General features: G+C 43.2%; 10 protein-coding genes. 6 read left to right on the top strand and 4 right to left on the bottom strand.

Annotated elements, in window-relative coordinates; all coding sequences use genetic code 11:
* Nucleotides 1–4: 4 nt before the first annotated feature.
* The 4 genes from ACL6C3_RS16450 to ACL6C3_RS16435 all read left to right on the top strand — a co-directional run bounded on the left by ACL6C3_RS16450 (nt 5) and on the right by ACL6C3_RS16435 (nt 2,401).
* On the top strand, nt 5–214 hold the full coding sequence (locus ACL6C3_RS16450; RefSeq protein ID WP_413160012.1) for a hypothetical protein: 210 nt from the start codon (nt 5–7) through the stop codon (nt 212–214).
* A 91-nt stretch (nt 215–305) separates the two neighbouring features.
* On the top strand, nt 306–575 hold the full coding sequence (locus ACL6C3_RS16445; RefSeq protein ID WP_413160011.1) for a hypothetical protein: 270 nt from the start codon (nt 306–308) through the stop codon (nt 573–575).
* 91 nt (nt 576–666) lie between these two features.
* Nucleotides 667–1,389 (top strand): hypothetical protein, encoded by a 723-nt coding sequence (locus ACL6C3_RS16440; RefSeq protein WP_413160010.1) that lies wholly within the window; start codon nt 667–669, stop codon nt 1,387–1,389.
* 310 nt (nt 1,390–1,699) lie between these two features.
* A complete protein-coding gene (locus ACL6C3_RS16435) occupies nt 1,700–2,401 on the top strand; it encodes a hypothetical protein (RefSeq protein WP_413160009.1) in 702 nt (233 codons plus the stop codon).
* A gap of 31 nt (nt 2,402–2,432) precedes the next feature.
* Here ACL6C3_RS16435 and ACL6C3_RS16430 read toward each other — a convergent pair whose 3' ends face one another.
* Together ACL6C3_RS16430 and ACL6C3_RS16425 are read right to left on the bottom strand one after the other, a co-directional pair.
* Complete coding sequence (locus ACL6C3_RS16430; protein WP_413160008.1) at nt 2,433–5,060, bottom strand: CHAT domain-containing protein; 2,628 nt, start codon at nt 5,058–5,060, stop codon at nt 2,433–2,435.
* 35 nt (nt 5,061–5,095) lie between these two features.
* Nucleotides 5,096–5,392 (bottom strand): hypothetical protein, encoded by a 297-nt coding sequence (locus tag ACL6C3_RS16425; RefSeq protein ID WP_413160007.1) that lies wholly within the window; start codon nt 5,390–5,392, stop codon nt 5,096–5,098.
* 418 nt (nt 5,393–5,810) lie between these two features.
* Here ACL6C3_RS16425 and ACL6C3_RS16420 point away from each other — a divergent pair, with 418 nt between their 5' ends.
* A complete protein-coding gene (locus ACL6C3_RS16420) occupies nt 5,811–5,948 on the top strand; it encodes a hypothetical protein (protein WP_413160006.1) in 138 nt (45 codons plus the stop codon).
* Nucleotides 5,949–6,017: 69 nt separating this feature from the next.
* Nucleotides 6,018–11,471, top strand: a complete 5,454-nt coding sequence (locus ACL6C3_RS16415; protein ID WP_413160005.1) for an AAA family ATPase — start codon at nt 6,018–6,020, stop codon at nt 11,469–11,471.
* A 204-nt stretch (nt 11,472–11,675) separates the two neighbouring features.
* On the opposite strand, the gene ACL6C3_RS16410 is transcribed toward ACL6C3_RS16415, so the two are convergent.
* Together ACL6C3_RS16410 and ACL6C3_RS16405 are read right to left on the bottom strand one after the other, a co-directional pair.
* The gene (locus tag ACL6C3_RS16410) at nt 11,676–13,772 is read right to left on the bottom strand and encodes a DICT sensory domain-containing protein (protein ID WP_413160004.1); all 2,097 of its coding nucleotides are present in this window, start codon (nt 13,770–13,772) and stop codon (nt 11,676–11,678) included.
* Between the two features lie 198 nt (nt 13,773–13,970).
* Nucleotides 13,971–14,924 carry an SGNH/GDSL hydrolase family protein gene (locus tag ACL6C3_RS16405; protein ID WP_413160003.1) on the bottom strand — a complete coding sequence of 318 codons (954 nt, stop codon included), beginning with the start codon at nt 14,922–14,924 and terminating at the stop codon, nt 13,971–13,973.
* Nucleotides 14,925–15,096: the final 172 nt, after the last annotated feature.

Below are 15,096 nucleotides of genomic sequence, written 5' to 3'. Positions count from 1 at the left end.
TCCAATGAAACTTTACTCGGCGATCGCGCTAGTTCGAGTTGGTTCTATTTTTATTAGTTCCGTTGTTCTGCTTTCGGCTTTAACCGTCAATTCTCAAATCGCTTTAGCAGAGGACTCACCACAGGGGCGTAAGTTTTTTCAAAACAGCGGACCGCCTACCGAACCCGGAGGAAGTCCGGGCGAAGCAGGTGGGGGTGATAGTGGTAGTCGATAGTTTGTGGCAATAGGTTTTAAAAACTAAAAAGCCACTGAAGCAAGTTCTGTCACCATATAATTCCTAAGCAAAATTGATCGGGGTATCATCAATGAAAAATCAGCCTAAACCGAATAATTTTCCGCAATTTTTGGGCTTACTGTTTTCCTTTTCTCTCTCTTTTTATCTTGTCTTTCCAGCCTTCGCACAGGATTCATCAACACCGTCCTGGCGTGGTTTTCCTGAAAGCAACGAACCGTCCACCGAACCGAAAAGAAATGATAGAGAAGCAGGAGCCTCCTGGCGTCGTTTTTTTGAAAGCAGCGAACCGCCCACCGAACCGAAAGGAAAAGAGGGTGAGGGAGGTGGTGGTAGTCGATAGTTTGTGGCAATAGGTTTTAAAAACTAAAAAGCCACTGAAGCAAGTTCTGTCACCATATAATTCCTAAGCAAAAGTTATGGGGGTATCATCAATGAAAAATCAGCCTAAACCGAATAATTTTCCGCAATTTTTGGGCTTACTGTTTTCCTTTTCTTTCTCTTTTTATCTTGTCTTTCCAGCCTTAGCACAGGATTCGTCAACAGCCTTCTGGCGTCGTTTTTTTGAAAGCAGCGAACCGCCCACCGAACCGAAAGGAAATGATAGAGAAGCAGGAACCAGAGGCGATGATGATATTTGTCCGATTGCTCCCAACAATTTGGGTGCTTTAAAAGTTTGGAATATTCGCCCCACGTTAACCTGGAGTGGAGAAATCACCAAACTGGAAATTCGAGAGCTTGACAGTAGAACCGATCTTTGGAATCAAAGAACTTCTTCTAGAAATAAAGTGGAATCCCTATCTTCAAATACTCTTGAATTATATCAAGTGACTGTCGAAACTGATCTTCAGCCCGGTCAAATCTACGAGTGGTATTTTTCTAATAATCCTTCGGGTGAATATGATCAATACTTACCCGTTGAGTTCACGGTGATGACCGCTCAAGAGCGAGACTCAATTGTTCAAGAATTACAACAATTAGAACAAGAATTAACCGCAGAAAATATTACCGGAGATGCAGCTAAATTGCGTCGGGCTGATTTTTTTGCCAGTCAAAACCTTTGGTTAGAGTTTTGGCAAGAAGTCCTGTCGATGGAATCTCCTTCGGAGGATTTGAAAGCTCTGCTCGCTTCCACTATCGATCAACTTTGCCAGTAGGATGCTCTGAACAGAGGGATGGGTTCAGATCAAAGAAAAACCGCTCAAACGTCTGAAACCCGCCTCTCTGTTTGGTTTTGTCCGCCTTGAAATGAATTTTCCCAAGTAATTTACACCAAAAACTGCATAAGTGAGATAGGGCAAGAAATAAGTTTGAGTAGATAGCGCAGTTTTAAGCTGTTACTCATTTATATTGCATAGGTCCAGCAAGCGAGACGCTTGCACTATAAAGGTTTCGGGCTTATGCTCGATGTTATTTAAGTGATTAACAGCTTACTGCTTTTGCAAACTTAGATAGGTGTTGAGTGTTATGAACTTCTTTGACGATACGGAAAAGATCGCGGGTACTTTCCCTGGCTTTGATGACAATTTCTCAGATTTTAATTTTAATTTTACCTCGGGCAGCTTTGATGACAATTCCCAAGATTTTAATTCTATTGTTTCCTCCGGCTTGGAAGATATTGATATTACCCCAATCAGTAATGAGAATCCTGATCCTGTTCCCTATAATGATTTTGCTAGTGTTGTTCCAGGCTTCTCCCCTATTGATTTGGAGCTACCAGAACGTGATACCTTAACAGGTGAAGTAGTAATAGGTGGTCAGATCAATGGCTCTTTAAATGAACGAGTAATAGGTGGTCAGATCAATGACCATTTCAATAATGAGTTTACTACTGTTAATCAACCTAATACTATTTTCCACCCCAATCAATTTCCAACCGGAGTCATTAGTTCTGGAAATGAAAGTGTTTCGGAATCCTTAGAAGAAATCAACGAAGTTGGAAATCCTCCAGAGAATATTATTGATAAAGGAGAAAATATGAATTCATCGGATTTGTCTTTTATTAATGAAACCTGGAATAGATTGATAAGTTTTGCCAGCGATTTTGTGAGCAAACTACCGACCAAAGTTTCTTCAAAATTTACTTCATTTATCAATCAAAATCGTCGGCTTAATGGACTAGATATCCCTCATGCAACGCTGAAAGAAATGGGTAGTCAGAATTGCTAGACTATAAAACCTTAAGACCAACCCATATTTGCTAGGGATTTTGACTCAATTCAAATCGAGAAGTTAGGAGTCCCGGTTGAGAAATTTCTGTCCAGTCACCGGATAAAATAAACGCTGCCCAATAGTAAGGGTGTTGATATTTATTGCTTCGCAACATCTCAAGCTGAGTCCGTCGCCATGCCTGAGACATTCCTTCGCCTGCGATCAAACGCTGGTAATATTTTTCCATGAGTTCTTTTGTTGCGAAGTCATCGACATCCCAGAGACTAGAGAGTTGACTTCTTGCCCCTGCAATGACGAAAGCTCGTCGCAACCCATAAACTCCCTCTCCAAATCCATAAACTCCTTCTCCGCGCGCGATCTCTCCCAGACCCGTTTGACAAGCAGACAGGACAACGAGTTGAGTTCCCCGCAGATTCAAGCTGGCAACCTCCAGAGCCGTTAACACTCCGTCCTCACCCCCGCTACTGCGTTGATTGTAGCCTGCCAGAGCCAGACCTGAACGGAGTAGAGGATTTTCCGGACGCCGATCGCGATCGCCAGGTAGAAAAAAACCGTGAGTGGCAAGGTGTAAAATCTGAGGAGATATTGCAGCTTTAATGGCATTCTCGGTGGCTTGAGATTCCGTCAGCACAATAGCATTGGGTAGCAAATTTCTGATGGCTTGGGCTTCTTTTTTGGTGCCGGGTAGGGGTTTATACGATGCTCTCATTCCTCTAGAAACCAAGTTGCTACTGCGGGTTTGAACGAGGGAATTTCTAGACCCCGGATCGCCTCTATCTTCAAAGTTTGGATTGGCAATAATAACAGGAGGTTGTTGGGCAGAATTATCAATTTGTAGGCGGAGTAAATCCCGCCCAGAAGTCAAATAGGTCAAGGTGTAGTTTTCGACCAAATACTCACCCTGTTCGTCCATTAAAGCTGCAAATGGAATCAGGTTGAGTCTCGCATCGGGGGAGAGAAGAAGGTGGCGAATATTTTCATCCAGTTGTTGACGAATGGGCTGCATTAATTTCTCATCTAAAGTCCGGGCAGCTTCTGAGATTAAAGAGGTTTCCCCGGACATCGCACTGCTTCGAGATAAAGCTCTCCTAAATGAATACATTAAAGAATGAATCGCTTCGGCTTCTCCCAAATCCACCCAACGAACCTGTCCATTTGACATCAAAATATAGGCGGCATACCGAAAATTTCCCCACCGTTGATCGGGGGTTGCTCTGGCATCAAAAGATTGGTAATGCACCAGTTCAACCAATGCAGAATTCGAGGGAATGAGTTGTTGTATATCCTGAATTTCTACCCGCTGCGCTTCCGCACGAAATTCAGCACTTTGCTGCAAAAGTTTCCCTTCCAATTCTTTCTCCTGAGCCTCTAACTCTTCGATCAGACTGAGGCTTAAAGATGGAACTGAATTGAATTTCAACATCGCCAGCCGCTTGCGGTATTCTTCGAGTTGATCGAATAAACGTTGCTGATCGGAAGTCAAAGTTTCACGAAGTAATCCGATACTATTTGCCATTATATCCAGAACACGACCTTTACGCCGTAGTATAGTTGTTAGTGCGAGGCGAGCAGCATCCTGACTATCTGGTGCCTTTTGGAAATGAAGAGAAATTGCCCTATAAGTTGTATCTGTAAATGTATTCATATAAGCTTGCTTTTCTTCCTCAGAACCAATCGTTAGGTTTAGACTGAGGTTCCTCTCTTCAATATCCATTCCTCGGGTTAAAGAAGTTAGTGCAAGCTCTACATCTCCTTGAGCGAGTTGTGAAAAGGCTAAATTATTTAGAGCAATTGCTAACTCAGGATGCTCATTTCTCTGTTCCTGCTGATAGTTTTCTATCACCTGCATGAAAAGTGAAGTAGCTTGATTATAGTCTTTTTTAATTAAGGAAATAACCGCCAAGCTGTTGAGAATATTGTTTTCAATAGAGCTTAGAAAGAAAGAATCGATCAACATCTCGTGTTTAGGAATTTTATCATAAATCTTCAGCGCTTTTTGCGAGATAGACTCGGCCTCCTCAAATCGTCTTTGATCGATGTATAGAAGAGTCAAGTCATTCAAAGTAACGACAACCAAAAGATGTTCTCCACAATTTTTTTCATAGATTGATAAAGCTCTCTTATAAAGAGATTCGGATTCGGAATATTTTTTTTGTTTTTTATAGTTCTCTGCTAAACCATTTATAATGCGAGCGACTGCGGGATGATCTGCTCCCAGGATTGACTCGCGAATTTTCAACGCTTCTTTCAGAAAAGCCTCCGCCTTCTCTATATTATTAACTCTAGAATTTAAACTAGCCAGTCGAGTGAGAATCGTTGCAACTTCGAGAGTATTATCCCCCAGAGTTTTCTGATAAATTAATAAAATGCGTTCGGCTACAGAAATTGCTCTGGCATACAAACCCTGGTTAAATAACTGTTCGATTTCTTCGTTGAGGCGTTGTGCTTCACTCAACTGGGGATTATTCGCTTGAAACTCAGAAGTTAACTTTGAACTTTGAGGAAGTTGATCGCATAAGTTGTAGTTCGCTTCAGATATTTCGGCAATCAAAGACTGTCCATCAACAGGTTTTTGAGTAAACTCTAATATAAAAAAAGTTGTGCTTAATATGATTAAGTAAGCTTTAAAAAGTTGGCTAAAGGGTTTGGAATACATTAATAAACTCCCAACTAATTTGATTCATTGTTAGTCTAGCAAATTGCTTGAGAAGAACATTTCAGTAAACCGGATAATGGCGGTTTCATTGAGATAACGCGGTTGGCTTCGGCTTGGTGTTGCTGTTGAGTTTGGGCGAGAACAGGCGACTCAGAGAGAACGTTTGGGGGTAGAATCGGACTCAACACACCAATTACCACCGCCAGGGTTAGGGCTTTCGGGTTCAGCATGGGAGTTTCCCTTGGGGTAGATGTTATAGCGCGATCGCAGAAGTCAGAAGTCGTGATGTCAGTCGTCAGAAGTATATAGGCTAAGGGTTTGAGCCCAATCATCTGTATCTCAACTTTAGAGAAATGGTATTACTTCACTTTTAACCTATTTTTGGGGGGGTTGGAGTTATGCAGTTGGGGGGCGTCCGATGAACAAACGGCGAGCAAAAATGGGGCGGAAATCAGATAAAAAGTCAACAGTAGCATGGTACTAATAACTGATAACTAATGACTGATCACTGTAAACTGCCTCTTGCCTAAAGCATAAAGTTTTGTACCTCACCAAGATGAGAACGGCTAGATTTAATCTTGAACCAATTCTCAATTGATGTTCAAGAAATCATCTGTTTAGCTTCAATCAAAACTCCTCAACTTCCCGCAGAATAACTACTGAACAACCATATTTATTATTGATCGCGATCGCGAACCGAGTCAAGTTTTACCCGTCGAACGGCAAAAAATCGATATTTTCTACATAGGAATGTCAGAAAAGGAACGGGGTTGGGGTTGGCGATCGCGATCGTCTATTCTCGTCGAAAAATATGGCGGTTCGATTCCGGTTCACTCTATACTAGGAGAAGGAACAAAATTTATTATTGCTTGCTCCCAACAAATATAAAGAAAAGTAAATTGTTCTTGACAAGCCCAAAAAAACGAACTAATCAAGAATTTTAAAACAATGATAACAATGAAGAACCTCTCTCAAAACCCCAATCTCAATACAACGATTCAAATTCCCGGCTATGAAATCACCGAAACTGTTTATTCGGGGAGTCGAACATTAGTTTATCGGGCTATTCGTCATGTTGACCAGTTACCTGTAGTCATTAAACTGCTAAACAATCCCTATCCCAGTTTTAACGAATTGGTACAGTTTCGCAATCAATATACCATTGCCAAAAATCTCAATTCACCCCTGATTATCAAAACCTATAGCCTAGAATCCTACAAAAATAGTTATGTATTGGTGATGGAAGACTTTGGCGGAATTTCCTTAAAAGAATGGGAAACTGCGGGAAAATTAACATCGCTACAAGACTTTTTAAAAATAGCAATTTCCCTCTGTGATGCCCTAGAAATCTTGTATCGGGAGCGAATTATTCATAAAGATATTAAACCCAGTAATATCTTAATTCATCCCGAAACCAAACAAGTTAAACTGATTGACTTTAGTATAGCATCTCTACTTCCCCGAGAAACCCAAACGTTAATCAATCCCAATGTGTTAGAAGGAACACTGGCTTATATTTCTCCCGAACAAACCGGAAGAATGAATAGAGGAATTGATTATCGGACGGATTTTTATTCTTTGGGGGTAACGTTCTACGAATTACTCACGGGGGAATTACCCTTTCAATCCAATGATTTAATCGAATTAGTGCATTATCATATTGCAAAAATGCCGAACGAGTTAGGCAAAAGGCAAGAGGCATTAGGGAAGAGTGAAGCCTTAGAAAACCCGGAAGAATTCCCACAGGTTCTTTCAAATATTGTGATGAAATTAATGGCAAAAAATGCCGAAGATAGATATCAAACCGCATTGGGATTAAAATTTGATTTAGAACACTGTTTAACCCAAGTTCAACAAACAGGTAAAATCGAGTTTTTTGAACTGGGAACGCGAGATATTGCCGACCGATTTATCATTCCAGAAAAACTTTATGGACGAGAAACCGAAGTTAAAACCCTACTAACGGCTTTTGATCGCGTTGCCGATGGCACATCCGAATTAATGCTAGTGGCGGGTTTTTCAGGGATTGGTAAAACCGCAGTAGTTAACGAAGTTCATAAACCCATTGTTAGACAACGGGGCTACTTTATCAAAGGTAAATTCGACCAATTTCAACGCAATATTCCCTTTTCGGCATTTGTCCAAGCCTTCCGCGATTTAATGGGACAATTGCTCAGTGAAAGCGACGCCGAACTCCAAATTTGGAAAACCAAAATACTTGAGGCTCTCGGAGAAAATGGTCAGGTTGTAATTGAAGTCATTCCCGAACTAGAACGCATTATCGGACAACAACCTCCGGCGCCGGAATTATCGGGTGCTGCCGTTCAAAACCGCTTCAATTTACTCTTCCAAAAATTCATCTCGGTTTTTACCACAAAAGAGCATCCTTTAGTCCTGTTTCTGGATGATTTACAGTGGGCAGATTCGGCTTCGCTGAAATTAATTCAGTTGCTCATGGGCGAGTCCGAGCTTGGCTATTTATTACTCATTGGAGCCTATCGAGACAACGAAGTCTCAGCCAGCCACCCCTTAATATTAACCCTCGATGAAATCAGCAAAACCGGGGTAATTCCCAACACCATTACATTAACACCCCTAACCCCAACCAGTTTAAATCATCTCGTTGCAGATACCCTAACCTGCACGGATGAAATCGCCCAACCCCTGACAGAATTAGTGTATCAAAAAACCAAGGGAAACCCGTTTTTTGCCACTCAATTTCTCAAAGCATTGCATCAGGATAGGTTAATTGAATTTGACGCCAAAGCCGGATATTGGCAGTGTGATATTACCCAAGTTCGCTCTGCTGCACTAACCGATGATGTCGTCGAATTTATGGCTCAACAGTTGCAGAAACTCCCGACACAAACCCAACAGGTTTTAAAATTAGCAGCTTGCATCGGCAATCAGTTCGATTTAAGCACATTGGCAATTGTTTCTGAGAGTTCCGAAACTGAAACCGCGACAGCATTGTGGAAAGCGCTACAAGAAGGGTTAATTCTCCCCCAAAGTGAAGTGTATAAATTTTATGTGGGAACGCAACAGAACCTAACAACAAACACATCTTACACCGTTGATTATCGATTTTTGCACGACCGCGTTCAACAAGCCGCTTACACCCTAATTCCAGAAACCAAACGGGCAGTTGCTCACTATCAAATCGGTCAATTGCTGCTACAAAAAATTTCGCCCGAAGCCCGAGAAGAACGCATTTTTGAACTCGTCAATCAGTTAAACTACGGAATTACACGGGTTGAGAAACAACAAGAAAAAGACGAACTCGCACAACTCAACCTGAATGCTTGCCAAAAAGCGAGAGCCGCCACCGCTTATCAAGCCGCCCAGGAATATGCCACCGTCGGGCTGAAATTGCTCGGAGAAAACGCTTGGGCTAGGCAGTATGAAATGACCCTATCTTTGCACAATTTAGCGGCCGAAGTTGCTTTTTTGGTTGGGGATTTTGAGCAGATGGATCGGTGGATTGAAGCGGTAATTTATCATGCAAAAACGCCTTTAGAACGGGTGGAAGTTTATCAAGTTAGAATTCAGGCAATGGTCGCCCGAAATCAATTTTTAGAGGCAATTGCTATCGGTCAATCGGTCTTTCAAATGTTAGGCGTGAACCTGCCAGACAATCCAACTCTAGAAGATATTCGGCCGATCAAACAAGAAATTGATGGGTTAATTAAGAATCGCTCAATTGAGTCATTCTTTCATCTGCCGGCAATGACCGATCCCCAACAATTGGCGATTATGCAAAATGCGGCTCGCCTGACGCCGGTTTGTTATATGACCGGTTCAAAGCTTTATTTTCTCATCGTGGCGCTGCAAGTCAAGCTGTCAATTCTATTTGGAAATAGTCCGGTTTCCGCCTATTGTTATGCGGGTTACGCCTTCCAACTTCGGATGCTGTGGTCAGACATGACAAAGGTCACTCAGTTTGGGCAATTGGGATACAAACTCGCCTCAGAAATGGGTGCTAAAAATATTCGACCGGCAACAGCGTTGTTAATGGGAGGATATGTGGGTCATTGGACGACTCATCTAAAAGAAACGCTGCCCATTCTTTTAGATGGATATCAAACCGGATTGGAAACGGGCAATCTAGAATTTATGGGCTATGATGCACAATTGTACTGCTTAAATGCCTATTGGTGCGGTCAACCGCTTACCGAACTTGAACCCCAAATTAGCGCTTATTATCAACAGTTGTGCGACTTCAACCAATTCACGGCGGCTAACTGTGTTTTGGCTTACTGGCAAGCGGCTCAAATTCTTTTGGGTGAGCCAGAAGGCGAGTCAGAAAATCAGGTTCCTTTGCGTCAAGATTCCTATGAAGAAAAAGTCTTGGATCAAGCCAAAGCATCGAATGATTTTTATCGATTATCCTACTTTTATCTGTATCGATTTACATTGAATTATTGGTTGGGAAATTTTGCCAAAGCCGAACACGATGCCGCTCAAAATCGACAGTATTTAGCCGGGGGAATTGGAAATATTGTTGAACCCGTCTTCTATTTTTATGATTCTTTGACGGTGGTGGCCAGTCTTCCCGAATTGATAGCGGAGTCGGACTCTCGATGGCAGCGAATCCAAGAAAATCAAGCGAAGTTGAAAGAATGGGCCGATTATGGTCCGATGAATTACTTGCACAAATATTATTTAGTTGAAGCTGAAAAATATCGGGTTCTCAATTGCAAAACGGAAGCTATAGAGTTTTATGATTTGGCAATTGAAGGGGCGAATAAAAACGGTTATGTTCAAGAGGAAGGATTGGCAAACGAACTGGCTGCTAAATTTTATTTGAATTGGGGTAAAGAAAAAGTCGCGAGCGGCTATATGCAGTCAGCTTACTATTGTTATTCTCGTTGGGAAGCTTTGGCGAAAGTGATTGATTTAGAAATACGTTATCCCCAACTTCTCGCCCCCATCCTGCAACAACCTCGCCCGACTGACTTATTTGAAGAAACAATACCGACGGTAAGATTTAGTAACACCCGAGGAAAGATTACTTCGACTCACAGTTCTACCAGCATTTGTGAAGCGATAGATTTGGCAACTTTGCTGAAAGCTTCTCAGGCGATTTCTGGAGAAATTGAACTCGATAAACTGCTAACAATGTTGTTAGAAATAGTGGTGGCGAATGCGGGGGCGGATAAATGTGTGTTGCTTCTCAAACAAGAGAATGAGTTGAAATTAGTCGGTTTGTTAGAGTCGGGGAAACAACCGCAACAATTACCCTCTATTCCCCTATCTTCGAGTGAAGATATCCCCCTGGCTGTCGTGAATCAGGTTAAGCGCAATTTGACTCCTGTGGTACTCGCGGATGCGCGAATTCATCCTCAGTTGATCGGCGATAGTTATCTCCAAAAACGTCAGCCAAAAAGTGTTTTGTGTAGCCCGATTTTGAATCAAGGGCAGTTAATTGGGATTTTGTATTTGGAAAATAATCTAACGGTGGGGGCGTTTACGACAGAACGAGTAGATGTGTTAAATCTGCTGGCTGCTCAAGCTGCAATTTCGATAGAAAATGCCCGTCTTTATCAAGCCGCACAACAGGCATTGCAGGATTTACAACAGGCTCAATTACAAATTGTTCAAAGTGAAAAAATGTCGGCGCTTGGTAATTTAGTTGCCGGGGTCGCCCACGAAATTAATAATCCCCTTGGTTTTCTCGGGGGTAATATTCAACCCGCTCTAGATTATCTCACGGATTTATTTGGATTGCTCGATTTAATTCAAGAAAAATATCCCGAATTAGACCCGGAAGTTGAGGAAGAAATCGAAGCGATTGAATTGGATTATATTCGGGAAGATTTACCCAACTTAGTCGGTTCAATGCGGGAAGGCGTTAAGCGGATTCAAGAGATTAGCACTAGCCTTAGAACTTTCTCCCGTGCGGATAAAGATTATCCCGTTGCTTACAATATTCACGAGGGGATTGATAGTACAATTATGATTCTCAAACATCGCCTCAAAGCGAAGGAAAAACGCCCGGAAATCCCGGTGATTAAAAATTATGGTTATTTGCCGCAAATTGAATGTTATGCCGGACAGTTGAATCAGGTTTTTATGAATATTTTGAGCAATGCGATTGATGCGTTAGAAGAAAGTAATGAAGGAAAAACTGTGGATGAGATGAAAGCGAATCCTAATCAAATTACCGTGACAACATTATTTGAAAATAATCGGGTTCAAATCTCAATTGCTGATAATGGTAAAGGAATGAGCCAAGAGGTGAAAGCTAAAATATTCGATCACTTGTTTACTACAAAAGCCGTCGGAAAAGGTACGGGGTTGGGCTTGGCGATCGCCAAACAAATTGTAGTAGAAAAACATCAAGGTAGCATCAGCGTTCATTCAGAAATGGGTGTGGGAACTGAATTTACAATCTCCCTACCCGTGAATTAGTTTAGCACTCTTGCAAGGGGCAAGGGGCAGTTTACAGTTATCAGTTATCAGTTATCAGTCACCAGTGATAACAGTAGTCAGTAAACAGTTTCTCCTGAACTCCTGTACGCGCGCGAGGGCTTACTTCTGACTTCTGAGTTCTGAGTTCTTTCCTCCCCACCTCCCCCTGCACCCTCTCTCCCCGACAAACCCGACACCTGTTTTTTAATTATTTACTTCTGATTCTACTTCGACAAAAGGAACGGTAAAATGAAACTGGCTGCCTTGATTTTTTCCCGGAGAGTTTGCCCAAATTTCTCCGCCCCAACCGGTAACAATTTGTTTACCGATCGCCAATCCTAAACCCGTTCCCCCAACGGTGCGCCTGAGGGAACCTTCTTCTTGATAAAAGCGATCGAAAACCGCCTCTAAACGGTTCGGTTCGATCCCCCGTCCGGTATCGGCTACCGTCACTTCTAACATTTGATTGCCGTTGCGTTTGGCTCGAATGGTTACTTTACCTTCAGGACTGGTAAACTTACAAGCATTATCTAATAATTTTGAGAGCAATTCCACTAACCATTCCCCGTCCGCTTTAACTAACGGTAAATCGTCGGGAACTTCCGTGTCAATTTCCGGTAAAACCCGATCCGCAAAACGGGAACGAAGCCCACTAATTGCCAAATCCACACATTCTCTTAACGGTAAAGTTTCTGGATGCCAATCTACTCGCCCACTTTCGAGATTAGAAAGCGTCAAGAAATCCTGCACTAATTTTCTTAACCGTTCCGCATCTGTTAAGGCAGTTTCTAACATCACTTGTCGCATTTCTAGCGGCATATCCGGTTCTTGGCTCAGGCTTTCTAAACAGACTTGAATCGTCGATAAAGGCGTGCGAAGTTCGTGGCCGGTAATCGCAATTAAGTTACTCCGAGTTCGTTCTAAAGCTTCTAATTGCTGATTGAGATCTTCGAGATTGGCGTAGGTTTGCGCTTGAATTAATGCCGCACTCAGTTGAGTGGCGATCGCATCGACCAAGGAGAGTTCGTCTTCTTTCCAACTGCTACTTTCCGGCAAACATTGATGCAACTCGACCATCCCCAATAATTTCCCCTGATACAAAATCGGCACCATTAACCAGCCGCGAATCTGCCGAGTAACGGCGAGTTTTTTGATGGTTTTCTGCACTTCCGGTTTCAACAATTCCGGCAAAACATGGCGATTTTTTGGAGAGTTTACAGCCTCTTCTACAGATAAAGACGTATCGGATAAATACACTCGATCTTGATGTTTAACCACCGCTTGAAACAGAGGATTACTTTGCAGGGGCCAGGTTTGTTGGATTAAAGAGTCTACCCCGCTCCCCAAGTCGTCGGTTGAGTCACAGCACAGATATTCCTGGCTAATAACAACGACTTCATCGGTGGACTTGCAGCGATAAATTAAACATCTACAGGCACCCATCGCTTCCCCGAGTTCCTGGGTGGCGACTTTAATAATTTCCTGGGGATTGAGAGATTGTCGAATGGCGTGGGTGATCGAGTTGACCAAGCGTTCTTTGCGTTCCTGTGCGGCTAGAGAACGGTAAACTCGCAGTAGTTTGTGTTGACCCGCTTGTAAATACGTGACCAGGCGGTGAGCAAAGGCATCGCTAAATTGAGAAGCAGATAAATCAGATTTTCCGTTCGTTTGAGCCAAAGACTGTTGTTTTTTCGCGGAACTCGATGAAGATTTCCGACTTTTTCCCGAGGGCGGAATAATACCATAAACCTTGAGGGCCTGTTCGATTTTCTCCTTCAATTCGGGCCGATAATATAAAATTCGCTCTAGCAGCAGTTCGGCGATCTTTATACACACCTGGCGATCGCTGGTCCAAATCCCCTCAAAAGGTCGGGCCTGATCCATCGCCAACTGTTCGGGAACCGGGGAATTTTTGGCCGAGTTTTGCCGTTCTACGCAGGCCAAACCCGTCGAATAATGAGATCCGAGAACCACCAAATTCCACTCTTGCCTCAACGGGTCTTCCGGCCCAAAAGCCACCATTTCCTGATCGCTCGACAAGTTTTTAAACTCCGTTTCTGGTGCGGCCATCACGTAGACCTGATCGCTGCGTTGAGCGATGCGTCGATAGCGTTGAGCCTCTTGCCGATAAAAACGCTCTTGCTGAAAAGTGGCGATCACCAGAGGCCGATCGGTTCCTGCTAAAACCTGATCTTCCATCGCATGAGAGAGCGCCGTTAAGGATGATTTAAAATAAATTTGAGGCCGCAGTTGGGGCATAATTTGCACCAAATCTGCCAGTACCGAGGTCGAGATACTCATCTGGTGGTTAGGGTTAAAGGATGGATTGGCCCTAGTCCTGGCTATCCCAAGCGAAACTGCTCTGGTGTTCTATTGAGCAGTGTATCACGTAATTATAGAGTATCCAAAAAGGGAATGATCGGTTTTTTTTTGTCGGGGGATCAAAGGCGATCGCGAAGTTCTCCGGTTGGGGGTTTGTCAGCGAACCGAAAGTTTAACCTAACGATCAACTGGAATTTTTAACTGTTTTTGCCAGCTTTCACTCAATTGGTCGGTGACGAATTGATTGCCTTTAACGCTCAGATGAATATGATCTCGATAGAAAGTTTCGGGATCACAAGTGGAATTAAACCGGGGTAGAAAGTCGATATAAAGGATTTGCAAGCTTTCAGTCAACTCGGTTAACCGTTGGCGAGCCTTAATTTCATAATCGCGGGGACCCGGACTGCCAATTTCCCGCAACAGGGGAGTCATGGCCAATAAAAAGGGGATTTCGTTTTTGGCCGCGATCGCCCGAATCTCTTGAATGGCTTCTAGATTATACCCGACCAGATCGTTAGCTGGGGGAGAACTCGGGGGCGGTGGTGCCGGTGAACGAAAACGGTTGAAGACTTCCACTAAAGCCGCCGGGGGTTGGCGATCCGGATAATTGCGATCGCGCCCCACAATTTGGGGGTTGGGGGGTTGGGTAAATAAATCGTCGGTATTGATAATTAGGATTAAACCCCCGGCTTGAAAAGTGCCAAATTTTCGCAAATAAGCCAGTTGGTTCGGAGGCCCCCAGGAGTTGGCCGCCACATTGAGGACTTCTATTTTTTGGGGGGGAGTTTGTTGATCGAAAGTTGAGTTAAGTTGTTGGGCGAGCATTTCCGAGATAATCTGGGATTGATCAGTCCACCATCCCCCATTGACAATTGAATCACCGAGTAACAAAATTCTTAAGGTTGTCGAGTCGGGAACGGGAGTAATCGGGGAACTTCGCATAGAATACTGGTTAATCTCGATGCGGTTGCCAAACCGTCGAGTTTTCTGATCGCAAACCAACAGATACCCAATATCCTCATCGGCCTGATAAATTAAAGGACGACCAAAACCAAAAATGACTCTTAACCCAAATTCAGCTAGAATGAGCAATCCTAGAAAAACCGCTAATATAATCAGGACAATTTTCACGAATTTGCCTCCCGAACTCAATAACGACTAAAAACTCCGAAGACCCCAAACCCCAACCTATAATTTTACGGTTCACCGGTCAGTTGGTCGGTTAGCGTTCAGGTGTGGACTGATGACGGTCTTCCCACTGGCGAATTTTAATCAACCCTGGTTATGGTGTCACCGTTACCGA

The organism is Capilliphycus salinus ALCB114379 (assembly GCF_047276495.1).
In the GTDB taxonomy this organism is placed as follows: domain Bacteria; phylum Cyanobacteriota; class Cyanobacteriia; order Cyanobacteriales; family Microcoleaceae; genus Capilliphycus; species Capilliphycus salinus.
This window is presented reverse-complemented; position numbering and strand designations above follow the sequence as displayed.

Bases quoted from the DNA above. Each gene is read 5' to 3' on its own strand.
- ACL6C3_RS16425 (WP_413160007.1), bottom strand. From the start codon at position 5,392: ATGATTGGGCTCAAACCCTTAGCCTATATACTTCTGACGACTGACATC.
- ACL6C3_RS16415 (WP_413160005.1), top strand. From the start codon at position 6,018: ATGAAGAACCTCTCTCAAAACCCCAATCTCAATACAACGATTCAAATT.
- ACL6C3_RS16435 (WP_413160009.1), top strand. From the start codon at position 1,700: ATGAACTTCTTTGACGATACGGAAAAGATCGCGGGTACTTTCCCTGGC.
- ACL6C3_RS16420 (WP_413160006.1), top strand. From the start codon at position 5,811: ATGTCAGAAAAGGAACGGGGTTGGGGTTGGCGATCGCGATCGTCTATT.
- ACL6C3_RS16450 (WP_413160012.1), top strand. From the start codon at position 5: ATGAAACTTTACTCGGCGATCGCGCTAGTTCGAGTTGGTTCTATTTTT.
- ACL6C3_RS16410 (WP_413160004.1), bottom strand. From the start codon at position 13,772: ATGAGTATCTCGACCTCGGTACTGGCAGATTTGGTGCAAATTATGCCC.
- ACL6C3_RS16440 (WP_413160010.1), top strand. From the start codon at position 667: ATGAAAAATCAGCCTAAACCGAATAATTTTCCGCAATTTTTGGGCTTA.
- ACL6C3_RS16430 (WP_413160008.1), bottom strand. From the start codon at position 5,060: ATGTATTCCAAACCCTTTAGCCAACTTTTTAAAGCTTACTTAATCATA.
- ACL6C3_RS16445 (WP_413160011.1), top strand. From the start codon at position 306: ATGAAAAATCAGCCTAAACCGAATAATTTTCCGCAATTTTTGGGCTTA.